Raw genomic sequence first — 24,799 nt, forward strand, 5'->3', positions numbered from 1 at the left:
CGCACCGTTTCACTCCCGCACGAGCCGGCCGCGGTCGTACTCGCGCCCGCCCCAGACCCCGGACTGGCCGGTGTCCGCGGCGAACTCCGCGCACCCGGCGCGGATCGGGCAGCCCGCGCAGATCGCGCGGGCGTAGCCGAAGTCGTCCGACGGGTACGGGAACCACGCCTCGTGGTTCGGATCGCCCCGGCAGGCGGCCCGGTGCCAGCCCCGCGCGTCCGAGAGCGGGAGCAGTGTGGCCAGGGTGGTGGTGACGGCGGTTGCGGTGTTCATGGTCACGTCCTTCTCCTTTCTCGGTGGTCACTCGGCGAGCCGGCGCCAGATGTCGCGCTGCCGCTTGGCCAGCGGGTCGGGGGCCTTCGGTTGCCAGAGCAGCGTCAGCCCCGCCTCCTCCGGCGTCCGGTCTGCCTTGGCGGTGTTGCAGGGCGCGCAGCAGGCGACGAGGTTGGCCCAGGTGTTCGGGCCGCCCCTGCTGCGCGGCCGGATGTGGTCGACGGTGTGCGCCCGCGCGCCGCAGTAGCCGCAGCGCCGGTCGTCCCGGCGCAGCACACCGGCCGCGGTCGCCTGGCTCTCGTCGTGCACGGCGGGCCGCTGCGCCACGTGCACGTACCGCAGCAGCCGGATCGTCTCCGGCAGCGCGATCTCGTGGCGCTGCGAGCGGATCGGGAAGTAGGGCTCGCGGGCGAACATGGCCTCCGCCGCCCCGGCCAGCACCAGGGTGACGGCGCGGTCGGCGGTGACCTCGTGCAGCGCCTGGTAGCTGGCGTTCAGCACGAGCACGCTGGCGTGGATCCAGTTCTCGACGGTGGGCGGGGGGTGCGAACGGACGACGGAGAGCGTCATGGGACACCGGCCTTCGGGGTCGGGCGAGCGAAAGGGGGAGAGGGGCGCGGTCAGACGGCCGGGTGAAGACCCGGAATGCCGTACTGCTGCCGCCGGAGGCCGGGCGGTGTCCGTGATTCGGTGCCCGGCGATGCCTCGGACAGGCGACGGCCGTCACGATGCACACCGCGCATCCCGTCTCCGGAATTGCTGTCGATCACGGCCGTCACCTCCTTTTCGCTCGCTCGTTCCGCCCGATCGGCGGTATGGGGACATGGTGGCACACCGGCTCGGCGGCTGTCCGCTCATTTTTCCCGCCGGAGAGCTGCCGCCGCAGCGGCTCCCGGGTCAGGCCGGGCGCAGCTCGGCGGCGCCGAAGGAGACGTCGAAGCGGTCGCACCAGATGGCGATGCTGGTCAGTGCGGCGAGGTCGGTCTCCGGCGGGATCGGGTAGTTCTGGTTGCCGCGGTTGCCCGCGAGCGCGCCGAGGTCGGTGTGCGCGCCGTCATCGAAGACGAACCAGCCGTCCGTGCCCGGCAGGACCGGGGCGTCGGTGAGCCAGACGTGCAGGTCAGGGCCGTTGGAGGTGTCCAGGTTCTCCAGTCGGAGCACCCGGCTGCCGTCCGGGAGCGCGATGACCACCGCGGAGCCGGTGGTGTCGTGCTCGTGTGCCACGAAGTCGCCGCGGGCGAGCAGCCGGGGCTGCGCGTCCGCGGCGCCGGAGCCGTTGCCCGGCACGGTCGGCGCCGCCTCGTTCACGGTGGTGTTCGTGACCAGCCGCCACGGCTGGAACAGGGCGAGCCCGGCGCCGGCGCCGATCCCGAGAACGCCGACGGCGATCCAGGTGAGCGGCTTGCGGGCGAGGGCGCGGATGCGGGACACGGAGCCTCCTGCCGACGTCGTGACCTCCCGACCCTAGCGAACCGGCCGCCGCGGCGGCGGAATCGTCAGGCGCCCTTGCGTTCCTGCGCCTTCTTCGCGGGCGCCTTGCGCGCGGTGCTCTTCTTCGCGGTGCTCTTCTGCGCGGTGCTCGCGGACTTCTTCGCCGCGGTCTTCTTGGCAGGCTCCTTGGCCGCGGCCTTGCTCGCGGTCTTCTTCGCGGGCGCCTTCTTCGCGGCCGTACCGCCCGCCGCCCGGCGCCCGCTCGCCTCCAGGCTGCGCTGCAGCGCGGCGACCAGGTCCACCACCTCGGCGTCGACCTGCTCCTTCTCCGGCTCCGGGCGGCTCACCAGGGTGTCCGAGCCGTTGGCGATCGCCTCGTCCAGCACCTTGCGCAGCTCGATCTGGAACTCGTCGGTGAACTGCTCCGGCTCGAAGTCGTCGGACATCGACTCGACCAGCGTCTCCGCCATGGAGATCTCCTGCGGGCGCGGCTTCGAGACGTCCTGCAGCGATTCGAAGTCGACCGCGCGCACCTCGTCGGGCCAGAGCAGGGTCTGCAGCAGCAGCACCCCGTCGTGCACCCGGAGCGCGGCCAGCCTGGTCTTCTGCCGCAGCGTGAAGTGCACAAGCGCGGTGCGGTCGATGCGCTCGAGGGTCGCGGCGAGCAGCACGTACGCCTTCGGCGTCGTGGAGTCCGGCTCGAGGTAGTAGCTCTTCTCGAACAGGATCGGGTCGATCTGCTCGGAGGGGACGAACTGCAGCACCGGGATCTCGTGCTTCTCCGCGGCGGGGAGCTTGGCGAAGTCCTCGTCGGTGAGCACGACCTTCGCGCCCTCCGGCGACTCGTAGGCCTTGTCGATGTCGGCGTACTGCACGGATTCCCCGCAGACGCTGCACACCCGGTCGTACTTGATCCGCCCGCCGTCCTTGGCGTGCACCTGATGGAACCGGATGTCGTGGTCCTCGGTGGCGGTGTAGACCTTCACCGGGACGTTCACCAGCCCGAACGCGATCGAGCCCTTCCAGATAGCCCGCATCACTCCATCATGGCCGAACCGCCCGGTCTCTGCGAGCGGACGCGCAGGTCGAGCGTGGCGCGGGCGACGTCGAGGCGGGTGCGGCGGGGGAGTTGCGGGAAGAGCCCGGCCATGGCGGCGAGCACCCCGGCCAGGTCGTCAGGGCCGGAGAGGTAAGCCCGCTGCCGCCGCGGCGGCAGCGTGAAGAAGGCGTCGAAGAAGTCCGGCACCCGCTCGGGCGGCAGCGCGAGCAGCGCGCGCAGCCCGGCCGCGCGCAGCCCCGCGACCGCACGCGCCCGCGGCGTCCACAGGGTGCCGCCGGTAGCGACCGTGTCGGCGGCGGCGAGCGAGGCCGCGACGCTGTAGCCGGTGGCCGGGTGCAGCAGCCCGCCCGCCGCGCCGAACCGCCCCGGCCCCGGCCTGCCGCCCTGGACCGGGAAGCGCACCCGCTCGACCTCCTCGGCGCCGGTCAGCGGGATGTCGCGGGCGGCGAGGCGGTGGTGCAGGCGGCGGCGCAGCTCGGCGTCGTCCAGCGCGGGGCGCCCGGCCAGGCAGGTCTCCTCCAGCAGGACGGTCTCCGGGCCGAGCGGCACCGCGTAGAGGAAGGAGGGCGGCGCGGCGGGGTCGGCGCCGTTGTCCCGGCGCCAGTCCATGAAGAGCGTCTCCGTGCCGCGCACTCGGTCGGCCGGGACGAGCACGCCGTGCGCGGTCTGCTCGGCGCGCGCCGGATCGCGGCGCAGCCCGCGCGCGTCGATCACCCGCTCGCCGCGCACCGTCGCGCCGGAGGCCAGGGTGACGCCGTGCGGCTCCAGGCGCGTGGCCCGGTCGGCGAAGACCGCCGCACCGGCGGGTGCCAGCGCCTCCTGCAGCCGCCCGGTGTCGAGCACCGCGTAGGCGCGCTCCAGCCGATGCTCGACCCGCCCCCACGCCACCGGCTCCGGCACCGTCGCCGCGACGACAGCCCGATCCAGCCAGTCCGGGAGCTCGTCCGCCCACACCGCGTAGGTGGCCCGCCAGCGCCGCTCCGGCGCCGGATCCACCACCGCGACGGTCCGGCCGTGCGCCAGGCAGCGGTGCGCGAGCGCGCGTCCGGCCGGGCCCTGCCCGCAGACCACCACGTCGAACGGCCCGTGTGCGGAATCCGCCATCCTGCTCCTCCGGTGTCGCGGGCAGCGTATCGCCCGGCGGCGGCGATCCGGCGCGACCGTCCCGGTGCGACCGGAATCACCTTCGCGCTCAGCAACGTTGCGGCGGGCATTGTTACTATCGCCGCGTGCCGGGCCGGTGCCACCGCGTTTCGCGGTGATCGCGCAGGTCGGCGGCGCAACGGCGACGATCGCAGGACGAGGGGAGGCTCGGTGTTCGAACTGACCAGGGCCCGCAGCAGGGTGATTCTCATCGTGTTCGCGGCGCTCGCACTGGGGCTCGGCGCGTTCGGTTCCGGCCTGTTCGACAAGGTGCAGGGCGGCGGCTACAGCGACCCGGGCAGCGAGTCGGCCCGTGCCGCAACGGTTCTGCGCGACACCTTCGGCGAGGCGGCGCCCAACCTGGTGCTGCTCGTCGAGACCGGCTCCACGGTCGACGACGCCGCCGCGAGCACCGCCGCCACCACGCTCGCCCGCGACCTCGCCGCCGAACCCGGCATCGCCCGGGTCAGCTCCTACTGGACCGAAGGCCAACCGGCAGCACTGCGCAGCGCCGACGGCAGCAAGGGGCTGATCGTCGCCAGCGTGCTCGGCACCGAAGCCGAGGTGGACGCGCGGATCGGCGACCTCGCCGAGCGCTTCGGCGGCGCGCACGGCCCGCTCGAGGTCCGGGTCGGCGGCTACGCCATGCTGCTGCGCGAGACCGTGCAGCAGACCGAGAAGGACGTCGTGCTCGGCGAATCCATCGCCTTCCCGATCACGCTGATCGCGCTGCTCTTCGTCTTCGGCGGGCTGGTCGCCGCCGCGCTGCCGCTGGTGGTCGCCGCCGTCACCGTGCTGCTGACGGTCGGCGCGCTCACCGTCGTCGCGAGCCTCACCGATCTCGCCGCCACCGCGAGCAATGTCGCCACCCTGCTCGGCCTCGGCCTCGCGATCGATTACAGCCTGCTGCTGATCAGCCGGTTCCGCGACGAACTCGACGGCGGCGCCGAGCCGAAGGCCGCGCTCGCCGCGACCATGCGCTCGGCCGGCCGGACCGTCGCCTTCTCCGCCGTCACCGTCGCCATCGCGCTCGCCGGACTGCTGTTCTTCCCGCTGGTAGCCGTGCGCTCGATGGGGTACGCCGGGCTGCTGGTCGCCGCGCTGGCCGCGCTGGTCTCGCTGACCGTGCTGCCCGCGCTCCTGCTGCTGCTCGGGCACCGGATCGACAGCGGGCGGCTGCGCCCGCGCCGCAAGGCCACCGGCACCGCCGCCGACGGCTTCTGGCACCGCCTCGCCACCCTGGTCATGCGCCGCCCGCTGCCCATCGGGCTCGCCGTCGCCGCCCTGCTGCTGCTCCTCGGCTCGCCGTTCCTGCACGTCGAGCTGGGCTTCCCGGACGAGCGGGCGCTGCCGACCGACATGGCGTCGCGCCAGATCGCCGAGACGCTCGCCGCGGAATTCAGCATCACCGAGCAGAACGGCCTCTTCGCGGTGCTGCCGGACTCCGCCGACGGCGTCGCCGGCTACGCCACCGCGCTCTCCGAACTGCCCGACGTGCGCCGGGTGGACACCGTCACCGGCAGCTACGCCGGCGGCATGCAGTTCGCGGCGCCCGGCGCGCTGCACTCCGGCTTCGGCGCCGACAACGCCGCCTATCTGAACATCGTCCCCGCCACCGACGACCCCGCCGCGCTCGACCGCCTGGTCGGCGAGGTCCGCGACGTGCGTGCCCCCTCGCCGGTGCTGATCGGCGGCATCGCCGCGACCAACGACGACGCGCTCGCCGCGATCACCGCCGCGCTGCCGTTGGCGCTCGGCTTCGTCGTGCTGCTCATGCTCGTCGCGCTCTTCCTGCTCACCGGCAGCGTCGTGCTCCCGGTCCTCGCGCTGATCCTGAGCGCGCTCAGCCTCACCGCTACCTTCGGCGCCCTGGTCTGGATCTTCCAGGACGGGCACCTCTCCGGCCTGCTGAACTTCACCGTCACCGGTGACATGCCGCCCACCGTCCCGGTCATGCTCTTCGGCATCGCCTTCGGCCTCGCCATGGACTACCAGGTGTTCCTGCTCAGCCGGATCGGCGAGGAGTACCGGCGCACCGGCGACAGCGAGGCCGCGGTGGCGCTCGGGCTGGAGCGGATCGGGCGCATCGTCACCGCCGCCGCCGTGCTCATCTCGCTGGTGCTGCTCGGCTTCCTCGCCTCCGACATCACCTTCATCAAGGCGTTCGGCATCGGGTTGCCGCTCGCCGTGCTGGTCGACGCCACCCTGGTGCGCGGGTTCCTGCTGCCCGCCGGGATGAAGTTGCTCGGGGATCGCGTGTGGTACGCGCCTGGGTTCCTGCGGAAGGTGCATGCGCGGTTCGGGTTGGACGAGAGTCCGCCCGCGGCCGCTCCTGCCGGTGCCGCGCCCGCGCGGTGGTTGATCGATGAGAAGCCGAGTTTTTCCACGGCGGAGCCGGTTGCTGCCGGAGTTTCGGGGAAGGCGTCGGCGTTCCGGTCCGGGAAGCGGGAGGGCTCCGCCGTCGACCGGAACGGTTCGTCGTCCTCGCGGTCGGTGCCGTCGGCTGCCGCTCGTAGCGTTGGCTCGTCCGCAACGGTTGCCGAGCCCGGCGTACGGCGCGAAGCCAGCACCGCGGCGGAGTCTGCCGCTCGCCCCGTGGTCGAAGCGGCATCGCCCGCCGTCGTCGCCCGGGACGTCGTCGCCGACGCCCAGCCGGTTGCCGACGTCGATCCGGCGTTGCGCGAGGTGTCCGGTCCAGTTGCCGAAACCGCGGACAAGGTCTCGCCGCCGGTCGCCGACGTGGATCCCGCGCCGCACGAGGTGTCCGGTCCAGTCACCGAAGCCGGGGACAAGGATTCGCCGCCGGGCGCCGATGTCGATCCCGCGCCGCAAGAGCTGCCCGGCGCCGCCGCCGGTGCCGCTGACGAGGTCTCGCCGCTGGATGCCGACGTTGATCCGGTGCCGCACGAGGTGGCCGGTCCAGTCACCGAAGTCGAGGACGACGTCTCGCCGCAGGTCGCCGGCGTCGATCCCGCGCTGCGGGAGCTGCCCGGCGCCGCCGCGGGTGCTGCCGACGAGGTCTCGCCGCTGGTTGCCGAGGGCGAGTCGGCTCGCCCGGAAGCTGCCGACGTCCTGCCTGCGGCCGTCGATACGGCGGCGGCCGCGGAGACCGTGCCTGCCGCGAAGACGACAGCCCGGAAGCGCGCACCACGCAAGGCCGTAGCGGCAGAACCCGTTGCTGCCGAAACGGTTTCGGATACTCCCGCGAAGAAGGCGCCCACCAAGCGCACCCCGCGCAAAGCCGCTACTCCGGCAACCGCCGAGGCTTCGGCGGAGCAGACCGAAGCGGCTACGCCTGCCAAGCGCACGACCGCGCGGAAATCGCCCGCCGCGAAGGCGGCCCCGGCTGTCAGTGGCGACGAAGCGGCGCCCGCGAAGAAGGTCGCCGCTCGAAAGTCCGCCGCACGGAAGACGTCGGCTCCGCAAGCTGCGGTACCGCTCGAGGGGGCTGCTCCCGCCACGCAGGCATCCACGGCGATCGATGAAGCCGCGCCGGCGAAGAAGACCGCTCCGCGCAAGACAGCGGCGCGCAAGACTGCAGCACCGGCGGCCGGGGCTCCGGCCGAGGAAGCGGTCCCCGCCGAGAAGGCGCCGGCCCGGAAGCGGACCGCCGCGCGCAAGGCGCCGGCACCGGCCCTCGATGCGCCGCCCACGCTCCCGGCTCCCGCAGATCCGCCCGCTGCGGACTCGGTGCCGACAGTCCGGCACGCTCCGGACCCTGCACCCGCCGACCCTGCACCCGCCGACCCTGCCCCTGCGGACCCGACGGTTGCGGACCCGACGGTTGCGGACCCGACGGTTGCGGACCCGACGGTTGCGGACCCGACGGTTGCGGACCCGACGGTTGCGGACCCGACGGTTGCGGACCCGACGGTTGCGGAACCCGCCGCGCCGACGAGGGCCACCACCGAGCCTCCAGCGGCCGAGGGGACGCCCGCTCCGGCGAAGCGAACTGCCGCGAGCGCGACGGCAGCGACCGGCACGGCGGCCGAGAGGGCGCCGGCCAGGCGGGCGACCCGGAAGGCCGCCCCTCCGGACACTGCCGCGTCTGCTGAGCAGGATGCGCAGGATCAGGAAGCGGTTCCCGGCGCGACATCGTCCGCAGTCGAAACCCCGACGGAGACAACGCCTTCTGCGGAAAAGACTGCCGCCCGCAAGGTCCCGGCCAAGCGGACGACCGCGCCCCCTGCGGTCGATGGCGTGCCGACTTCGCCCGCCAAGCGGACGGCCGCGCGGAAAACCGCGTCCTCCGCGGTCGACGGCGTGCCGACCCCGCCCGCCAAGCGGACTACCGGGCGGAAAACTGCGTCCCCTGCGGTCGACGGCGTGCCGACCTCGCCCGCCAAGCGGACCACCGCACGGAAGACAGCGGCCACCGCAACCAACGGCGCATCGAACCCCCCGGCCAAGCGCGCGACCGCCCGCAAAACCGCCACGCCGGAACCCCCCGCACAGCGGGCCCCCCGCAAGACCACCCCGGCGAACAACCCCCCGGAGGAAACCCCTTAGAGCCCCCCGGTGGCGAGCAACCCACCGTCGACCCGCACCGTCTCCCCGGTGATCCACCCCGCCGCATCGGACACCAGAAACCCGATGAGCCCGGCAACATCCTCGGGCACCCCGAGCCGCTTCAGCGGATACCCCTCGGCAACCGCCGACTCGTCCGCGCTGTACAGCGCATCGGCGAACCGCGTCTTCACCACCCCCGGCGCGACGGCGTTGACCCGAATCCCCGGCCCCAACTGCCAGGCGAGCTCCCCGGTGAGATGGATGAGCGCCGCCTTGGAGGCCCCGTACGCGGCGATGACCCCGGTCGACCGCAGCCCGGCCACACTCGCCACGTTGACGACGGCCCCGCCGTGCTCGCCCATCCACGCCCGGTACGCCTCCTGCACGTACCCGAGCGCCGCGACCACGTTGACGTCGAAGATCTTGCGCACTCCGTCCAGATCGGCGTCGACCAGCGGCCCGTAGACCGGGTTGATCCCGGTGTTGTTGATCAGGATGTCGAGCGAGCCGAATTCCTCGACCGTGCGCCGCACGGCCTCGGCCCGCGCCGCCGCGTCCCCGGAGTTCCCGGCGTGCGTGGCGACGGCTCCGGAATGCCCGAGCGCACGCAGTTGTGCGGCGGCCTCGGCGAGCGGTTCCGGCTTGCGCGCGGTGATCAGTACGTTCGCCCCGCGGCGCAGCAGTTCGGCGGCGACGGCGTGGCCGATGCCCCGGCTGGCTCCGGTGACCAGCGCACTCCGGCCCGACAGATCGGTAGTCATGGCAAGGCACCTTACGGCGAGCGGTAAAATCGGTGGTTCCTGGGCGCGTGGGCCGCGCACACTGCGATTACGGCTACCGATCGGCCCCGCCGCCCGTCCTGAACAAGCGAGGAGATTTTCCTGTGATCACCGCGACCGACCTGGAGGTCCGGGCCGGAGTCCGCACCCTGCTCACCGCGCCCGGCTCGGCGCTGCGGGTGCAGAACGGCGACCGGATCGGACTGGTCGGCCGGAACGGCGCGGGGAAGACCACCACGCTGCGCATCCTGGCCGGCGAGGGCGAGCCCTATGCGGGGACGGTGATCCGCTCGGGTGACGTCGGTTACCTCCCGCAGGATCCGCGCGAGGGCGATCTGGACGTGCTGGCCAGGGACCGGGTGCTCTCCGCGCGCGGCCTGGACACGCTGATCCGGCAGATGGAGAAGCAGCAGGCGCTGATGGCCGAGGTCGCCGACGACGCCGAGCGCGACCGCGCGGTGCGCAAGTACGGCCGGCTGGAGGAGCGGTTCTCCGCACTCGGCGGGTACGTCGCGGAGAGCGAGGCGGCCCGGATCTGCAGCAGCCTCGGGTTGCCCGACCGGGTGCTCGGGCAGTCGCTGCGCACGCTCTCCGGCGGTCAGCGCCGCCGCATCGAGCTGGCCCGGATCCTCTTCGCCGCCTCCGACGGCAGCGGCGGCCGCTCCGACACGGTGCTGCTGCTCGACGAGCCGACCAACCACCTGGACGCCGACTCGATCACCTGGCTGCGCGGCTTCCTGCAGAGCCACGACGGCGGGCTCATCGTGATCAGCCACGACGTCGACCTGCTCGCCGACGTGGTGAACAAGGTGTGGTTCCTTGACGCGGTGCGCGGCGAGGCCGACATCTACAACATGGGCTGGCAGAAGTACCTGGACGCGCGCGCCACCGACGAGCAGCGCCGCCGCCGCGAGCGCGCCAACGCCGAGAAGAAGGCCTCCGCGCTGCGCGTGCAGGCCGCCAAGCTCGGCGCCAAGGCCACCAAAGCCACTGCCGCGCAGCAGATGGCGAAGCGCGCCGATCGGCTACTCGCCGAGCTGGACGACGTGCGGGTGGCCGACAAGGTCGCCAGGATCAAGTTCCCCGAGCCCGCCGCCTGCGGCAAGACCCCGCTCATGGCGTCGAACCTGACCAAGATGTACGGCTCGCTGGAGATCTTCACCGGCGTCGACCTGGCCATCGACCGCGGCAGCCGGGTGGTGGTGCTCGGGCTGAACGGCGCGGGCAAGACCACGCTGCTGCGGCTGCTGGCCGGGGTCGAGCAGCCGAGCGCCGGGCAGCTGGACCCGGGGCACGGGCTCAAGGTCGGCTACTTCGCCCAGGAGCACGACACCCTGGACGACCGCGCCTCGGTGTGGGAGAACATCAGGCACGCCGCGCCGGACGCGGGCGAGCAGGAGCTGCGCAGCCTGCTCGGCGCCTTCATGTTCACCGGGCCGCAGCTGGAGCAGCCCGCGGGCACGCTCTCCGGCGGCGAGAAGACCAGGCTGGCGCTGGCCGGGCTGGTGTCGTCGGCGGCGAACGTGCTGCTGCTCGACGAGCCGACGAACAACCTGGACCCGATCTCCCGCGAGCAGGTGCTCGACGCGCTGCGCACCTACGCGGGCGCCGTGGTGCTGGTGACGCACGACCCGGGCGCGGCCGAGGCGCTCAATCCGGAGCGGGTGATCCTGCTCCCGGACGGCACCGAGGACCACTGGTCGGCCGAATATCTGGAATTGATTCAGCTCGCGTGACTTTCATCACAAACTTTCGTTGATCGTGGCCGGTGCCTTGTCTAGCCTGGAATGAGCGCTGCTCGGCGACTCGGAGGAAGCCAATGAGCGACAGGCCCACACGCAAGGATCGGCCCGGAACCGGCACGACTGCCGCGCCCAGGACAGCACCTACCAGATCGGCCGGCGCGAAGGTCGCCGGTGAGCCGCCGCTCGCGAAGGGAACCCGGGTCACCGGGAAGTCACGCGATCGGCTGCAGTCCCAGCTCAAGAAGCAGTACGAAGCCGGCGCCAGCATCCGATCGCTGGCCCAGTCGACCGGCCGCTCGTACGGCTTCATCCACAATGTGCTCGTGGAATCGGATGTGCAACTGCGCAGCCGCGGCGGTGCGAACCGGCGCAAGGCGGCGTCCTAGCTCCGAACCCCCGCGGTGCCCGGCGGCTCCGGGTGGCTCGGCTGTGCCCGGGAACGATTGCGGCGCACGGTGGTTCGGTCGAGCACCCGGTTCACAGGTCGGCCACCGCGCCGTCCCCGAGCACGAGCAGGTTCGCCAGGCTGCGGAAGATGGGGAGATCCGCCCTGGTGGCGAGGTGCGCGAACCGGCCCTGCGGGTCGACCTCGAGGAAGTAGTACTCGCCGTCGAGGCCGATCCGCAGGTCGAGCACCCCGAAGCTGAGCCCGAGCGCGCCCATCAGCGTGGTGAGCGACTTGCCCACCGACGCGGGCAGCCGCTCCGGCCGCAGGTGGGCCGGTGGTGCGCTGCCCTCGCTGTGGCCGGGCAGCACCCGGACCGCCCACTCCACCCCGTCCACCCAGACCACCCGCAAGTCGCACTCGGCGGCGATGTAGTCCTGGAAGGCGGTCGGGGTGTCCCGGATTGCCTCGATATCGCCGAGGTCGGCGTCGGTGCAGAGCCGGGTGCGGGCCCGGCCGCCCGCGTTCCCGCGTTTGCGCACCACCGCGCCCGGACGCGAGCCGACGAAGCTGCGCGCCTCGTCCGGATCGTTCGTGATCAGCGTCTCCGGGATGGCGAAGCCTGCCCGCCCCGCGGTCTCCAGCTGCACGATCCGCCGCGACGCCGTGCGATCGGCGCCGGGGTCGTTCACCCAGTAGGCCGGGATGGACCAGAGCAGCCCCTGCAGGAAGCCGTCGCTCTCCGATTGCGCCTCCGCACCGCCTGCGTGCGGGACGGTGTGCCCGGTCGTGCGGCGCCACCAGACCGAGCGCACGTCGTCCAGCCCGACGATCCGGGAGAGCGAGCGCGCGGTGCCGCCCCGATCCACCCGGAAACTGCCGGTGCGCGACGGGAACTCACGCGGATCGAGCCGGATGGCGTTGAGGCCGTGCTGCTCTCGCACGGTCGCCGCCACCGCCGCCGCGTGCCGGTCGTCGGCGTCGGCGACGACCAGAATCGAGCTCGACCCGTGTGCTGCCACCGGCGCTCAGCCCCCCTGCCATACCGATTGCGAAGAATTCGCTGGAAGGCGTCCGGAGGGGTGGGGGACGCGGCGCGGTCGAGTGCGGGCCGGACGGGGTTTCGCGATCACGAGGGCTCCGTCCTGCTCGGTGCTGCTGCTCACGGTTGGGTATATCCGGCGACGACCGGCTCGTCGAGGTACTCGCGCCGTCGCTGCCACCGTGCCCGCCGAGCCGATGATCATCTGCTGCCCCGGGTTTGCGGGCGGGCGATGAACACGTCCGAAGCATAGCGCTCAGCGGTGGGTTTCATGGTTGTTTGGCGCGCCTTCGATGCACGGATCACTCGGTTGTCAACGGCGATTGGCGGTGCGCTCGCGCCACCAGGCGGGGGCGTCGACGAAGTGGTTGTCGTACTCCTCCTGGCTCGCGGCCAGCTCCGCGAAGTCGGACTCGCCGCGGGAGATGCGCTCCAGCAGCCGGAAGTACTCGAAGCGGCGGACGCCGGGGACCAGCGCGATCAGGATCCGGGCGGCGCTCCCGGGTGCGGCGCCGAAGGCGTGCGGCATGCGCCGCGGCACCAGCACCGAACCGCCGGCCTCGACGGTGACGATGCGGTCGCCCGCCAGCACCTGGAGTTCGCCCTCGGCGATGTAGAAGAGCTCGTCGGAGCGGGTGTGGTAGTGCGGCGCCGCGCCGTCGGCGCCGCGCGGCATGGTGACCTCGAGCGTGCTCGGGGCGCCGCCGGTCTCGTCGGCGTCGATGAGCAGCCGCATGGTCACGGTGTTGGCGGTCAGGGTCTCGGCGTCGGCGGGGTGGCGGATGACGGCGTTCACGGGACACTCCTGGTGATTCGGCCCAATATAGTTAGGTAGCGAACTATGTCGCCGTCGAACTATAAGGCAGCGAATAAGATGGTGTCCATGGTGGAGCCGGACGCGGTCGACGCGATCGAAGCGCAGTGGCGGCGGGAGCGGCCGGACCTGGACCTGGCGGCGATGGCGATCATCGGCAGGCTGAGCCGGGTGGCGGCGGTGCTCGCGCGCGAGATCGAGGTGGTCTTCACCGCGCACGGGCTGCAGCGCGGGGAGTTCGACGTGCTGGCTGCGCTGCGGCGCTCGGGCGAGCCCTTCGCGCTGAACCCCTCCGCGCTGGCCGACACGCTCATGCTCTCCAGGGCCGGGATGACCGGGCGGCTGGACCGGCTGGAGCAGGCCGGGCTGGTGCGCCGCGGCGCCGACGCGGCCGATCGGCGCGCGATCAAGGTGGCGCTCACCGAGCAGGGGCGCGCGCTGGTGGACCGGGCGGTGCGCGCGCACACCGAGAACGAGACCAGGCTGCTCGCGGTGCTCCCGGCGGCGGACCGCCGGGAGCTGGACCGGATCGCGCGCGCCCTGCTGGCCGGGCTGGCGGCCGGAGACTAGGCCCGGCGCCGGACCGAGGCCTCGACCAAGTCGAGCACCGCGGACAGATTCTCGTTGGTGTGCCCGGAGGCGATCCGGGCGATCAGCCCGTCGAGCACCAGGTCGAGGTAGCCGAGCAGGACGTCGGTGGGCACGTCGTCACGCAGCGCGCCCGCCGCCTTGCGGCGCTCGAGCCGGGCCAGGGTGGCCGCGGTGAGCTCCGCCGAGCGCTGGCTCCAGCCCGCCCTGAACTCGGGGTCGGTGCGCAGCCTGCGCGCGATCTCCAGCCGGGTGCCGAGCCAGTTGAACTCCTCCGGGTGCGCGAGCATGTCCCGCATGACCTGGACGATGCCCTGGTTGGCGGCGACATCGGCCATCCGCTCGGCGTCCTCCTGGGCGAGTGCGAGGAAGAGCGCGTCCTTGTCCCGGAAGTGGTGGAAGATCGCGCCGCGGGAGAGCCCGATCTCGTCCTCCAGGCGGCGCACGGTGGCGCCGTCGTAGCCGTACTCGGCGAAGCAGCGCCGGGCGCCGTCCAGGATCTGGCTGCGGCGCGCGGCGAGGTGGTCATCGCTGACCTTGGGCATGGGGCTCCTCGGGGGAAAACGGAGCGGTCCGCGCACCGCGACGCGATGCACGGACCCTCCGTGACGGAACCTGCGGGTCAGCCGCGGATCATGTTGCGCAGCACGTACTGCAGGATGCCGCCGTTGCGGTAGTAGTCCGCCTCACCGGGGGTGTCGATCCGGACGACCGCGTCGAAGGTGATCTTCTCGCCGTCCTCCTTGGTGGCGGTCACCGTCAGCGTCTTCGGGGTCTTGCCCTCGTTCAGCGCGGTGATGCCGGCGATGTCGAACACCTCGGTGCCGGTCAGCCCGAGCGACGCGGCCGACTCGCCCGCCGGGAACTGCAGCGGGATGACGCCCATGCCGATCAGGTTCGAGCGGTGGATCCGCTCGAACGACTCGGTGATCACCGCGCGCACGCCGAGCAGGCTGGTGCCCTTGGCCGCCCAGTCCCGCGAGGAGCCGGAGCCGTACTCCTTCCCGCCGAGCACGACCAGCGGGATCCCCGCGGCCTGGTAGTTCCGCGAGGCGTCGTAGATGAACGCCTGCGGGCCGCCCTCCTGGGTGAAGTCGCGGGTGTAGCCGCCCGAGACGTCGTCCAGCAGCTGGTTGCGCAGCCGGATGTTGGCGAAGGTGCCGCGGATCATCACCTCGTGGTTGCCGCGCCGCGAGCCGAGGGAGTTGTAGTCCTTGCGCTCGACGCCGTGCTCGTCCAGGTACTGCGCGGCCGGGGTGCCCGGCTTGATCGGCCCGGCCGGGCTGATGTGGTCGGTGGTCACCGAGTCGCCGAGCAGCGCGAGCACGCGGGCGCCGGTGATGTCGGTGACCGGGGCCGGCTCCATCTCCATGCCGTCGAAGTACGGCGCCTTGCGCACGTAGGTCGAGTTCGGGTCCCACGCGAAGGTGTCGCCCTCCGGGGTGTCCAGGTTCTGCCAGCGCTCGTCACCGTCGAAGATGGTGGCGTAGGACTTGCGGAACATGTCCTGGCTGATCGTCGACTTGATGGTGTCGTCGATCTCCTGGGCCGAGGGCCAGATGTCCTTCAGGAAGACGTCGTTGCCCTCGGTGTCCTGGCCGAGCGGGTCGGTCTCGAAATCGAAGTCCATCGTGCCCGCGAGCGCGTAGGCGATGACCAGCGGCGGCGAGGCCAGGTAGTTCATCTTCACGTCGGGGGAGATGCGGCCCTCGAAGTTGCGGTTGCCCGAGAGCACCGCGGTGACCGAGAGGTCGTTGTCGTTGATCGCGGCGGAGATCTCCTCCGGCAGCGGCCCGGTGTTGCCGATGCAGGTGGTGCAGCCGTAGCCGCCGAGGTAGAAGCCGAGCTTCTCCAGGTAGGGCCAGAGCCCCGCCTTCTCGTAGTAGTCCGAGACCACCTGCGAGCCGGGCGCCATGTTCGTCTTCACCCACGGCTTGCTGGTCAGCCCCTTCTCCACCGCGTTGCGGGCGAGCAGGGCGGCGCCGAGCATGACCGACGGGTTCGAGGTGTTGGTGCAGGAGGTGATGCCCGCGACCACGACGGCGCCGTGGTCGAGCACGAAGTCGCCGCGCTCTTCCGAGCGCACGCTGACCGGCTTGGTCGGGCGGCCCACGGCATTGCTCGCCGCGGACGGGGTCACGTCCACCGCGCCGTCGTCGGCGAAGGACAGCGTGGCCGGGTCGCTGGCCGGGAAGGACTCCTCGACCGCCTCGTCCAGCTGGGTGTGCGGGGTGTCCGCGGCGATCGCGCCCTCGGCGTCGCTGGTGTAGCTGTGGATGTCCTTGCGGAACGCCACCTTGGACTCGCTGAGCAGGATCCGGTCCTGCGGGCGCTTCGGGCCCGCGATCGACGGCACCACGGTGTTCAGGTCCAGCTCGAGGTACTCGGAGTAGGTGGGCTCGCGCTCGGCGTCGTGCCACATCCCCTGCTCCTTCGCGTACGCCTCGACGAGCGCGAGCTGCTCGTCGCTGCGGCCGGTGAGGCGCAGGTAGTTGATGGTCTCGCCGTCGATCGGGAAGATCGCGGCGGTGGAGCCGAACTCCGGGCTCATGTTGCCGAGGGTGGCGCGGTTGGCCAGCGGCACCTCGGCGACGCCTGCGCCGTAGAACTCGACGAACTTGCCGACGACGCCGTGCTTGCGCAGCATCTCGGTGACGGTGAGCACGACGTCGGTCGCGGTCACGCCGGGCTGGATCTCACCGGTCAGCTTGAAGCCGACCACGCGCGGGATCAGCATGGAGACCGGCTGGCCGAGCATGGCGGCCTCGGCCTCGATGCCGCCGACGCCCCAGCCCAGCACGCCGAGGCCGTTGACCATGGTGGTGTGCGAGTCGGTGCCGACGCAGGTGTCCGGGTAGGCCTGGCCGTTGCGGACCATGACGGTCGGGGCCAGGTACTCGATGTTCACCTGGTGCACGATGCCCATGCCGGGCGGGACGACCTTGAAGTCGTCGAAGGCGCCCTGGCCCCAGCGCAGGAACTGGTAGCGCTCGCCGTTGCGCTGGTACTCCAGGTCGACGTTGCGCTCCAGCGCGTCGGCGCGGCCGAAGACGTCGAGGATCACCGAGTGGTCGATGACCATGTCGGCGGGGGAGAGCGGGTTGACCTTGTTCGGGTCGCCGCCGAGGGTGGTGACGGCCTCGCGCATGGTGGCCAGGTCGACCACGCAGGGGACGCCGGTGAAGTCCTGCATGATCACCCGGGCCGGGGTGAACTGGATCTCGATGCTCGGGTCGGCCGATGGATCCCACTCCGCGATCGCGCGGATGTGGTCGGCGGTGATGTTGGCGCCGTCCTCGGTGCGCAGCAGGTTCTCCGCGAGCACCTTGAGGGCGTAGGGGAGTTTCTCGGTGCCTGGCACGGCCGAGAGCCGGAAGATCTCGTAGGAGTTGCTTCCGACCTCGAGGGTGCCCTTGGCGCCGAAGGTATCGTTACTCGTCGTCACGTCAGCTCCACTCGTCTCTGAGGGTTGGTCATCGGCGGGGCTGTGCCGGTGACCGAGTCTTTCGAGGGCCTTGCGGCGTTCCGAAGACCTCGGTACGCCGCTTTCCTCGCGGCTACGACCTTAACAGTACGCTTGTCCTGTGAGCGCTGAGGGGCCACCCGGCGTGCCGCAGGAACAGCCGCGGCGGCCCGGTCGCGTACTGTGCTCTCGGGCGTGTGCCGGTCGGATGCCGGAGAACCGCTGCCACTGTAGGAACCAGGAGCCTCCGCTGTCGAGGCGACGCGAGATCGGATGGATGCGACCGTCGTGACCAACTCGGTTTTCGGCCCCATGGCCACCGGCCTGCCCGAGGGCGCCGACCTCGACGAGATCCGCGCGGACCTGGCGGGCGATCACGTCGCCGCGCCGAGCGGCAAGGACCAGTCGGAGCTGGCCGATCTGGTGGCGCGGGTGCGGGCCGACGGCATCGAGCTGAGCGTGGTGGTGGTGCCGGGCAATCCGTGGCACGACTCGCAGCTGCGCGACCTGGCGACCGAGGTCGGCAAGTTCGAGCACGGCACCGTGGCGGTCTTCAGCGACGACTGGATCGGCACCGACAGCGACAGCATCAGCCGGGTCCGGCTGGAGGGCGCCGAGGACCCGGCCAAGTACAAGGGCGGCGACACCGCCGAGGCGGTCGGGATCTTCGCCGATCGGCTGGAGCAGCCCGATGGCATCTCCTGGTCGGTGCTGACCGGCGTGCTCATCGCGATCACCGTGCTGCTGGTCGGCGGGCTGGCCTGGCTCAAGGCCCGCAGGCGAGCCACGGAGCATGCGGGACCGCGCTGATCCGACCGATTCCGACACGCCGCCACCGGCTCCGGTGGCGGCTTTTTCCGGCCTGCGGTCGCTGCGCCAGCAAACTTTCAGAACGACCGGTTCGTTTTGACCGGAACTTCTCGACACCCATGCGGCAAATTGGTAGCAACAGCCGAATTACGCGGGTGTAGTTCCCTCGCGCACGTTCCTTCGGTTACTTCTGTGACGTACGGTTCAACGTGATGCGCCTGGGGAAATAGAGGGAGAAGGGCTTTAAAGCAACCCTCGTTCCCGGCGGGTCTGCTGTTGCTTCTGAGTAGTGGTGTCCCGCTGGAGGTGCCGATGCGTAACAGTGGCAAATCGAAGAATGGCCGTCCCCTACGTGTCGCTGCGGGATTGCTGATCGCCGCGGTGTTGCTGGTCGGCACCGGCCAGGCGTTCGCGGTGCCGCCCCCGCCGCCGAACCCGAGCGATCAGGACATCGCGCGGGCCGGGGCGCAGGTGGACTCCGGCGTCACCGAGGTGAGCGGCCTCGTCAACGACGTCGCCCTCGCCGACCAGCAGCTCCAGGTGCTCGACGACGCCGTCGCCCGCACCCGCGAGGAGGTCAACAAGGCGCTGGTCGACCTGCAGAACGCCAGGGACGTCGCGGACACCGCCGCCGCGCACGTGACCGACACCGTGCAGTCGCTCTCCGCCGCGGGCGACCAGGTGGTCAGGGCGCGCTCGGATTTCGACGACTTCGCCACCGAGGCCTACACCCGCCCCGGCGCGACCACGATGGTCAGCTACCTCTCCGCCGCCACCCCGGACGCCGCGCTGGACCGGGCCCAGGTGCTCGACCTGGTCTCCAAGCGGCAGCAGTCGGTGCTTGACGGGCTGCGCCGCGCGCAGATCGACCAGGGCAACCGCAACTCCGAGGCGCGGCAGGCGAAGTCGATCGCCGACGCGACGGCCGCCGACGCCGAGGTCAAGAAGGACGCGGCGCAGGACGCGGTGGCCGCGGCCGGCGCCGAGCTGGACCGGCAGACCGTACAGCGCAACGTCCTCCAGCAGGCGCGGGACGCCGCCCAGGGCAGGCTCGACGCCGCCCGCTCCACCGTCTCCGGCCTGCAGGACCAGCGCGCCGTCTGGATCGACTGGGATCGGCAGCGCAAGGCCGAGGAGGCGGCGATCAGAGCCGCCGCCACGGCCGCCGCCGCCCGCGCCGCCGTCGACCAGGCCGCGCGCGACCGCGCCGCCACACTGAACCAGGGCAGCAGGCCGCACACCCAGCTGGAGGCGACGCCGTCCGCGCCGGGCAAACCGAAGAAGCCGAAGCCCTCCTCGCCGTCGGTGCACGGCTCCGGCGCCGTCGAGACCGTGGTCGACCGGGCCATGTCCCAGCTCGGCGTCACCTACGCCTGGGGCGGCGGCGACGAGGACGGCCCCACCCTCGGGATCAAGGACGGCGGCGTCGCCGACGAGCACGGCGACTACAAGAAGGTCGGCTTCGACTGCTCCGGGCTGATGCTCTACGCCTTCGCCGGTATCGGGGTGGCGCTGCCGCACTACAGTGGCTACCAATACAACGCGGGTACCCGCGTCCCGGTCGAGCAGCGGCGCCGCGGCGACATGCTCTTCTGGGGTGCGGGCGGGAGTCAGCACGTCGCGCTCTACCTCGGCGACGGCACCATGATCGAAGCACCGCAGTCCGGTGACGTGGTCAAGGTGTCGCCGGTCCGTACGGGCGGGATCATGCCGTACGCGGTGCGCATCGTCACCGGCTGACCGGGAGAAGTCGCACCGGTTGCGGCGGCGCGGCCCATTACCTGGAATAGTTGTGGCAGCACGCACAGGACCGAGGCGAAAGCGGGGATGTTGGTGACTTCGACGGATGGTGTGAGCGGGGCAGGACTAGCGAAGGAACCGCCAGCACCCGGAAGCACCCTCGAGCGTGACGTGCAGCTCCTCGAAAAGGCGATCTACGAGGTCAAGCGGGTCATCGTGGGGCAGGACCGGCTCGTCGAGCGGCTGCTCGTCGGCGTGCTCGCGCGCGGCCACGTGCTGCTGGAGGGCGTGCCCGGCATCGCCAAGACGCTCGCCGTCGAGACCTTCGCCACCGTGGTCGGCGGCTCCTTCTCCCGGGTGCAGTTCACCCCGGACCTGGTCCCGACCGACCTCGTCGGCACCAGGATCTACCGCCAGGGCCGCGAGGAGTTCGACACCGAGCTCGGCCCGGTGGTCGCGAACTTCGTGCTCGCCGACGAGATCAACCGCGCGCCCGCCAAGGTGCAGTCGGCGCTGCTCGAGGTGATGGCCGAGCGGCACGTCTCGATCGGCGGCAAGACCTACCCGATGCCCGATCCGTTCCTGGTCATGGCGACCCAGAACCCGATCGAGAGCGAGGGCGTCTACCCGCTGCCCGAGGCGCAGCGCGACCGCTTCCTCTTCAAGGTCGTGGTGGATTACCCCACGGTCGAGGAGGAGCGCGAGATCATCTACCGGATGGGCGTCACCCCGCCCACCGCCTCCCCGATCCTCGACCCCGCCGAGCTGATCCGGCTGCAGAAGGTCGCGGCGAGCACCTTCGTGCACCACGCGCTGGTCGACTACGTGGTCCGGGTGATCGCCGCGACCCGCAAGCCGCTGGAGTTCGGCATGCAGGACGTCGCGAGCTGGATCGCCTACGGCGCCTCGCCGCGCGCCAGCCTCGGCATCATCGCCGCCGCCCGCTCGGTGGCGCTGATCCGCGGCCGCGACTACGTGGTCCCGCAGGACGTCGTCGAGGTGATCCCGGACGTGCTGCGGCACCGGCTGGTGCTCTCCTACGACGCGCTGGCCGACGAGGTCTCGCCGGAGGACGTGATCCGCCGGGTGCTGCAGACCGTCGGGCTGCCGCAGGTCGCCCCGCAGGCGGTCGCGGGCAGCAACGGCGCGGGCGCCCCGCCCGCACCCGCCCAGCAGCAGCCGTACCAGCAGCAGCAGGGCGTGCCGCCGCAGCCCGCGCCGCAGCAGCATCCGCAGGGCGCGCCGGTTCCGCAGGCCGCCGGCAACAACCAGTCGCAGTGACGGCAGCCTCCGAACCGGTTGCCCGCGTGCCGAACCCGAATAGTGCCCCGCCCTCGTTCCGGGCCGGTGAACTCACCGACCCGAAGCTGACGGCGGCGCTGAAGACGCTCGAGCTCACCGTGCGGCGCCGGCTCGACGGCGTGCTGCACGGCGACCACCTCGGGCTGATCCCCGGCCCCGGCTCGGAGCCGGGGGAGGCGCGGATCTACCAGCCCGGCGACGACGTGCGCCAGATGGACTGGTCGGTCACCGCCCGCACCACCAACCCCCACGTCAGGCAGATGATCGCCGACCGCGAGCTGGAGACCTGGATCGTGGTCGACCTCTCCGCCAGCCTCGACTTCGGCACCGCGCTGTGCCAGAAGCGCGATCTGGCGATCGCCGCCGCGGCCGCCGTCACCCACCTGACCAGCGGCGGCGGCAACCGGATCGGCGCGGTCGTCGCGACCGGCGACCGGCTGGTGCGGATTCCCGCGCGCAGCGGGCGGGTGCACGCGCAGTCGCTGCTGCGCGACATCGCCACCACCCCGCACGCCGCCGACGGCGTCCGCGGCGACCTGAAGGCCGGCATCGAATCGCTGCGCAGGCCGCAGCGCAAGCGCGGGCTCGCGGTGATCATCAGCGACTTCCTCGGCGATATCGACTGGCAGCGCTCGCTGCGCGCCATCTCGGCGCGGCACGACCTGCTCGCCGTCGAGGTGCTCGACCCGCGCGACCTGACCCTGCCCGACGTCGGCGACATCGTGCTGCACGACCCGGAGACCGGGCGCACCCGCGAGTTCAGCGTCACCAGCACCCTGCGGGCCGACTACGCGGCCGCCGCGGAGCAGCACCGCGCCCAGGTGGAGCAGGCGCTGCGCAGCTGCGGCGCGCCGGTGCTCCCGCTGCGTACCGACCGGGACTGGATCGCCGACGTGGTCCGGTTCGTGTCCACCCGGCGCCACAGCTTCGGCGCCCCGACCGGCGGGGTGCCTCGGCAGTGAGCATTTCCCACTTCAACGCGCCGATCTGGCTCGGATTCCTCGCCGTCGTCGCGCTCATCGTGCTCGGCTACGTGCTGGTCCAGCGCGGCAGGCACCGGCAGATGCTGCGCTTCGGCAACATGGAGCTGCTGGAGAAGGTCGCGCCGGCCAGGCCGAGCCCGTTCCGGCACGCGCCGATCGCGCTCATGCTGGTCGGGCTGATCTTCCTGACCATCGCCGCGGCCGGCCCGACCAGCGTGCAGAAGGTGCCGCGGAATCGGGCCACCGTCATGCTTGTCATGGACGTCTCGCTCTCCATGGAGGCCACCGACGTGGCGCCGAACCGCCTGCAGGTGGCGCAGAAGGCCGGTAAGGACTTCGTCGACGGGCTGCCCGAGGGGCTGAACATCGGCTTCGTGAGCTTCGCCGGCACCGCCTCGGTGATGGTCTCGCCGACGACGAACCACGAGGCGGTCAAGGCCTCGATCGACAACGTCAAGCTCGCCGAGCGCACCGCCACCGGCGAGGGCATCCTCACCGCGCTGCAGGCCATCGACACGCTCGCCTCGGTGCTCGGCGGGGCGCAGGAGCCGCCGCCCGCCCGGATCGTGCTGATGTCGGACGGCAAGCAGACCGTCCCCGACTTCAACGACCAGGACGATCCCAGGCACGAGTTCGTCGCGGCCCGGCTCGCCAAGACCAAGAACGTCCCCATCTTCACGATCTCCTTCGGCACCAAGTGGGGCGTCGTGCACATCCCGCGCCCCGAGGGCGGCACCGACGACGTCCGCGTCGAGGTGGACGACGACGCCATGCGCGAGATCGCCCGCCTCTCCGGCGGCGAGTTCTACACCGCCTCCTCGCTGCAGGAGCTGACCTCGGTCTACGACACCCTCGAGGAGCAGATCGGCTACGAGCTCACCAGGGGCGACGCCAGCCGCCCGTGGCTGCTGCTCGGCATGCTGCTCGTCGCCGCGGGCGTGCTCACCGGGCTGCTCCGGCGCCAGCGCCTGCCGTGATCCGCGGCCACCGGCGGAATCCGGTGCGCGGGTGCGGGGTCGCCGTCGTTGTGGAGTCTCACACGGCGGCGCCCGTGCGCGGATGACGCTCCGACAAACCTGGTGGCCTCGTCGTGAACGCGGGATCCGAGCGGGTAGGTTGATCGGCATGTCGAACACCACATCCCGTTCGGTCCTGGTGACCGGAGGAAACCGCGGCATCGGCCTCGCGGTCGCCCAGCGCCTGCTCGCCGACGGCCACAAGGTCGCCGTGACGCATCGTGGGTCGGGGGTGCCCGACGGTTTGTTCGGGGTGAAGTGCGATGTCACCGACAGTGCGTCGGTGGATGCCGCGTTCACCGAGGTCGAGCAGCACCAGGGGCCGGTCGAGGTGCTGGTCGCCAATGCCGGTATCACCGACGACACGCTGCTCATGCGGATGGACGAGGAGCAGTTCACCCGGGTGCTCGACGCCAACCTGACCGGCGCCTTCCGGGTGGCCAAGCGGGCGAACCGCGCCATGCTGCGGGCGCGCTGGGGCCGGATGATCTTCCTCGGCTCGGTGGTCGGCCTCGGCGGCGGCCCCGGCCAGATCAACTACGCCGCCTCCAAGGCGGGTGTGATCGGCATGGCCCGCTCGATCACCCGCGAGCTCGGCTCGCGCAGCATCACCGCGAACGTCGTCGCGCCCGGCTTCATCGAGACCGACATGACCGCCGAGCTCGGTGACGACCTGCGCGACACCGCGAAGAAGTTCATCCCGCTGCAGCGTCTCGGCAAGCCGGAGGACGTCGCCAACGTGGTGAGTTTCCTGGCGTCCGAGGACTCGGCCTACGTCTCCGGCGCGATCATCCCGGTCGACGGCGGCATGGGCATGGGTCACTGACCCGGCTCACCCCGACACCCTTCAACGAACCTCAGGAGAACCGAGAACCCATGGGCGGACTGCTCGAAGGCAAGACCATCCTGATCACCGGGATCATCACCGACGCGTCCATCGCGTTCCGCGCGGCGGCGATCGCGCAGGAGCAGGACGCCACGGTGCTGATCACCGGGATCCCGGAGCGGCTGCGGCTGATCGACCGGATCGCCAGGCGGCTCCCCAAGGAGGTCCCGCCCGCGATCGGCCTCGACATCACCAACGAGGACGACCTGAACGCACTGGCGGGCAAGGTGCGCGAGCTGGCCCCGCAGGGGCTGGACGGCGTGCTGCACTCCATCGCCTTCGCCCCGCGCACCCTGATGGGCCCGGACGCCAAGCCCTTCCTGGAGGGGCCGGGCCCGGACGCGGCCAAGGCCTTCGAGATCTCGGCCTGGAGCTACGCCTCGCTGGCCCGCGCGGTGCTCCCCGTGCTGAACGAGGGCGCCTCGCTGGTCGGCATGGACTTCGACCCGCGCACGGCCATGCCGTACTACAACTGGATGGGCGTGGCCAAGGCCGCGCTGGAGTCGGTGAACCGGTACGTGGCGCGCGAGGTGGGCGAGGCCAAGCGGGCCCGCTCCAACCTGGTCGCCGCGGGCCCGATCAAGACGCTGGCCGCCAAGGCCATCGCGGGCACCGCCACCGACGACGCGGCGAAGCTGAACCAGCTCAACGAGTACTGGGATGGCGCCTCGCCGATCGGCTGGAACGTGGACGACCCGACCGCGGTGGGCAAGTCCATCGTGGCGCTGCTCTCCGACTGGCTCCCCGCCACCACCGGCTCCATCGTCTACGTCGACGGCGGCGCCAGCCACAACACCTGGTTCCCGGGCAGCTTCAACTGACCGACCCCG

The 24,799-nt window shown here is 71.7% G+C and carries 21 protein-coding genes and 1 pseudogene; 11 read left to right on the forward strand and 11 right to left on the reverse strand.

The features are described 5' to 3' along the window. Window positions 1-9: 9 nt before the first annotated feature. The 6 genes from LTT61_RS31145 to LTT61_RS31170 all read right to left on the reverse strand — a co-directional run bounded on the left by LTT61_RS31145 (window position 10) and on the right by LTT61_RS31170 (window position 3,868). Window positions 10-273: a WhiB family transcriptional regulator gene (locus tag LTT61_RS31145; RefSeq protein WP_233017575.1), complete on the reverse strand. Its 264-nt coding sequence runs from the start codon at window positions 271-273 to the stop codon at window positions 10-12. 27 nt (window positions 274-300) lie between these two features. Then, window positions 301-843, reverse strand: coding sequence for an HNH endonuclease (locus tag LTT61_RS31150; protein ID WP_233017576.1), 543 nt, complete (start codon window positions 841-843; stop codon window positions 301-303). Between the two features lie 50 nt (window positions 844-893). Then, window positions 894-1,043, reverse strand: coding sequence for a hypothetical protein (locus LTT61_RS31155; RefSeq protein WP_233017577.1), 150 nt, complete (start codon window positions 1,041-1,043; stop codon window positions 894-896). A gap of 127 nt (window positions 1,044-1,170) precedes the next feature. After that, window positions 1,171-1,704 (reverse strand): DM13 domain-containing protein, encoded by a 534-nt coding sequence (locus LTT61_RS31160; protein WP_233017578.1) that lies wholly within the window; start codon window positions 1,702-1,704, stop codon window positions 1,171-1,173. Window positions 1,705-1,769: 65 nt separating this feature from the next. Beyond that, entirely contained in the window at window positions 1,770-2,741 is a 972-nt protein-coding gene (locus LTT61_RS31165; protein WP_233017579.1) for a Ku protein, read from the reverse strand. Continuing rightward, a complete protein-coding gene (locus tag LTT61_RS31170; protein ID WP_233017580.1) occupies window positions 2,741-3,868 on the reverse strand; it encodes a lycopene cyclase family protein in 1,128 nt (375 codons plus the stop codon). Before LTT61_RS31170 ends, LTT61_RS31165 begins: the two co-directional genes overlap by 1 nt. A gap of 12 nt (window positions 3,869-3,880) precedes the next feature. Between LTT61_RS31170 and LTT61_RS31175 the strand changes: the two genes are divergently transcribed. Then, window positions 3,881-8,416: an MMPL family transporter gene (locus LTT61_RS31175; RefSeq protein WP_233017581.1), complete on the forward strand. Its 4,536-nt coding sequence runs from the start codon at window positions 3,881-3,883 to the stop codon at window positions 8,414-8,416. On the opposite strand, the gene LTT61_RS31180 is transcribed toward LTT61_RS31175, so the two are convergent. After that, window positions 8,413-9,177 (reverse strand): SDR family oxidoreductase, encoded by a 765-nt coding sequence (locus tag LTT61_RS31180; protein WP_233017582.1) that lies wholly within the window; start codon window positions 9,175-9,177, stop codon window positions 8,413-8,415. The two genes, LTT61_RS31175 and LTT61_RS31180, sit on opposite strands and share 4 nt — an antisense overlap. 122 nt (window positions 9,178-9,299) lie before the next feature. On the opposite strand from LTT61_RS31180, the gene LTT61_RS31185 reads away from it, so the two are divergent. Continuing rightward, window positions 9,300-10,931, forward strand: a complete 1,632-nt coding sequence (locus LTT61_RS31185; RefSeq protein WP_233017583.1) for an ABC-F family ATP-binding cassette domain-containing protein — start codon at window positions 9,300-9,302, stop codon at window positions 10,929-10,931. 191 nt (window positions 10,932-11,122) lie between these two features. Continuing rightward, window positions 11,123-11,326 (forward strand): annotated as a pseudogene (locus LTT61_RS31190) (helix-turn-helix domain-containing protein); the annotation flags it as partial. A 91-nt stretch (window positions 11,327-11,417) separates the two neighbouring features. On the opposite strand, the gene LTT61_RS31195 reads toward LTT61_RS31190, so the two are convergent. Next, entirely contained in the window at window positions 11,418-12,347 is a 930-nt protein-coding gene (locus tag LTT61_RS31195; RefSeq protein WP_233017584.1) for a hypothetical protein, read from the reverse strand. Between the two features lie 333 nt (window positions 12,348-12,680). After that, complete coding sequence (locus tag LTT61_RS31200; RefSeq protein WP_420094843.1) at window positions 12,681-13,103, reverse strand: cupin domain-containing protein; 423 nt, start codon at window positions 13,101-13,103, stop codon at window positions 12,681-12,683. Between the two features lie 147 nt (window positions 13,104-13,250). On the opposite strand from LTT61_RS31200, the gene LTT61_RS31205 reads away from it, so the two are divergent. Next, window positions 13,251-13,751 carry a MarR family winged helix-turn-helix transcriptional regulator gene (locus LTT61_RS31205; protein WP_233017586.1) on the forward strand — a complete coding sequence of 167 codons (501 nt, stop codon included), beginning with the start codon at window positions 13,251-13,253 and terminating at the stop codon, window positions 13,749-13,751. Here LTT61_RS31205 and LTT61_RS31210 read toward each other — a convergent pair. Both LTT61_RS31210 and LTT61_RS31215 read right to left on the reverse strand, forming a co-directional pair. Then, window positions 13,748-14,314 carry a TetR/AcrR family transcriptional regulator gene (locus LTT61_RS31210; RefSeq protein ID WP_233017587.1) on the reverse strand — a complete coding sequence of 189 codons (567 nt, stop codon included), beginning with the start codon at window positions 14,312-14,314 and terminating at the stop codon, window positions 13,748-13,750. The two genes, LTT61_RS31205 and LTT61_RS31210, sit on opposite strands and share 4 nt — an antisense overlap. Before the next feature lie 77 nt (window positions 14,315-14,391). Then, the gene (locus LTT61_RS31215) at window positions 14,392-17,214 is read right to left on the reverse strand and encodes an aconitate hydratase (RefSeq protein WP_233017588.1); all 2,823 of its coding nucleotides are present in this window, start codon (window positions 17,212-17,214) and stop codon (window positions 14,392-14,394) included. 306 nt (window positions 17,215-17,520) lie between these two features. On the opposite strand from LTT61_RS31215, the gene LTT61_RS31220 reads away from it, so the two are divergent. The 7 genes from LTT61_RS31220 to inhA all read left to right on the forward strand — a co-directional run bounded on the left by LTT61_RS31220 (window position 17,521) and on the right by inhA (window position 24,790). Further along, complete coding sequence (locus LTT61_RS31220; protein ID WP_233017589.1) at window positions 17,521-18,042, forward strand: DUF6676 family protein; 522 nt, start codon at window positions 17,521-17,523, stop codon at window positions 18,040-18,042. Between the two features lie 312 nt (window positions 18,043-18,354). Further along, the gene (locus tag LTT61_RS31225) at window positions 18,355-19,782 is read left to right on the forward strand and encodes an NlpC/P60 family protein (protein WP_233017590.1); all 1,428 of its coding nucleotides are present in this window, start codon (window positions 18,355-18,357) and stop codon (window positions 19,780-19,782) included. An 87-nt stretch (window positions 19,783-19,869) separates the two neighbouring features. Then, the gene (locus LTT61_RS31230; RefSeq protein ID WP_233017591.1) at window positions 19,870-21,063 is read left to right on the forward strand and encodes an AAA family ATPase; all 1,194 of its coding nucleotides are present in this window, start codon (window positions 19,870-19,872) and stop codon (window positions 21,061-21,063) included. 26 nt (window positions 21,064-21,089) lie between these two features. Continuing rightward, complete coding sequence (locus tag LTT61_RS31235) at window positions 21,090-22,046, forward strand: DUF58 domain-containing protein (protein WP_233017592.1); 957 nt, start codon at window positions 21,090-21,092, stop codon at window positions 22,044-22,046. Beyond that, on the forward strand, window positions 22,043-23,044 hold the full coding sequence (locus tag LTT61_RS31240; protein WP_233017593.1) for a VWA domain-containing protein: 1,002 nt from the start codon (window positions 22,043-22,045) through the stop codon (window positions 23,042-23,044). Before LTT61_RS31235 ends, LTT61_RS31240 begins: the two co-directional genes overlap by 4 nt. 148 nt (window positions 23,045-23,192) lie before the next feature. Then, complete coding sequence (gene fabG1, locus LTT61_RS31245; protein ID WP_233017594.1) at window positions 23,193-23,909, forward strand: 3-oxoacyl-ACP reductase FabG1; 717 nt, start codon at window positions 23,193-23,195, stop codon at window positions 23,907-23,909. Window positions 23,910-23,959: 50 nt separating this feature from the next. Continuing rightward, window positions 23,960-24,790: an NADH-dependent enoyl-ACP reductase InhA gene (gene inhA, locus LTT61_RS31250; protein WP_233017595.1), complete on the forward strand. Its 831-nt coding sequence runs from the start codon at window positions 23,960-23,962 to the stop codon at window positions 24,788-24,790. The last annotated feature ends 9 nt before the right edge of the window (window positions 24,791-24,799 follow it).

The sequence above is a fragment of the Nocardia asteroides genome (assembly GCF_021183625.1).
Classification (GTDB): Bacteria; Actinomycetota; Actinomycetes; order Mycobacteriales; family Mycobacteriaceae; genus Nocardia; species Nocardia asteroides_A.

What these genes read in the sequence shown, in the direction of transcription:
- LTT61_RS31145 (WP_233017575.1), bottom strand. Translation starts at nt 273, where the DNA reads ATGAACACCGCAACCGCCGTCACCACCACCCTGGCCACACTGCTCCCG.
- LTT61_RS31150 (WP_233017576.1), bottom strand. Translation starts at nt 843, where the DNA reads ATGACGCTCTCCGTCGTCCGTTCGCACCCCCCGCCCACCGTCGAGAAC.
- LTT61_RS31165 (WP_233017579.1), bottom strand. Translation starts at nt 2,741, where the DNA reads ATGCGGGCTATCTGGAAGGGCTCGATCGCGTTCGGGCTGGTGAACGTC.
- LTT61_RS31170 (WP_233017580.1), bottom strand. Translation starts at nt 3,868, where the DNA reads ATGGCGGATTCCGCACACGGGCCGTTCGACGTGGTGGTCTGCGGGCAG.
- LTT61_RS31180 (WP_233017582.1), bottom strand. Translation starts at nt 9,177, where the DNA reads ATGACTACCGATCTGTCGGGCCGGAGTGCGCTGGTCACCGGAGCCAGC.
- LTT61_RS31200 (WP_420094843.1), bottom strand. Translation starts at nt 13,103, where the DNA reads ATGCGGCTGCTCATCGACGCCGACGAGACCGGCGGCGCCCCGAGCACG.
- LTT61_RS31205 (WP_233017586.1), top strand. Translation starts at nt 13,251, where the DNA reads ATGGTGGAGCCGGACGCGGTCGACGCGATCGAAGCGCAGTGGCGGCGG.
- LTT61_RS31210 (WP_233017587.1), bottom strand. Translation starts at nt 14,314, where the DNA reads ATGCCCAAGGTCAGCGATGACCACCTCGCCGCGCGCCGCAGCCAGATC.
- LTT61_RS31225 (WP_233017590.1), top strand. Translation starts at nt 18,355, where the DNA reads ATGCGTAACAGTGGCAAATCGAAGAATGGCCGTCCCCTACGTGTCGCT.
- LTT61_RS31230 (WP_233017591.1), top strand. Translation starts at nt 19,870, where the DNA reads ATGTTGGTGACTTCGACGGATGGTGTGAGCGGGGCAGGACTAGCGAAG.
- fabG1 (WP_233017594.1), top strand. Translation starts at nt 23,193, where the DNA reads ATGTCGAACACCACATCCCGTTCGGTCCTGGTGACCGGAGGAAACCGC.
- inhA (WP_233017595.1), top strand. Translation starts at nt 23,960, where the DNA reads ATGGGCGGACTGCTCGAAGGCAAGACCATCCTGATCACCGGGATCATC.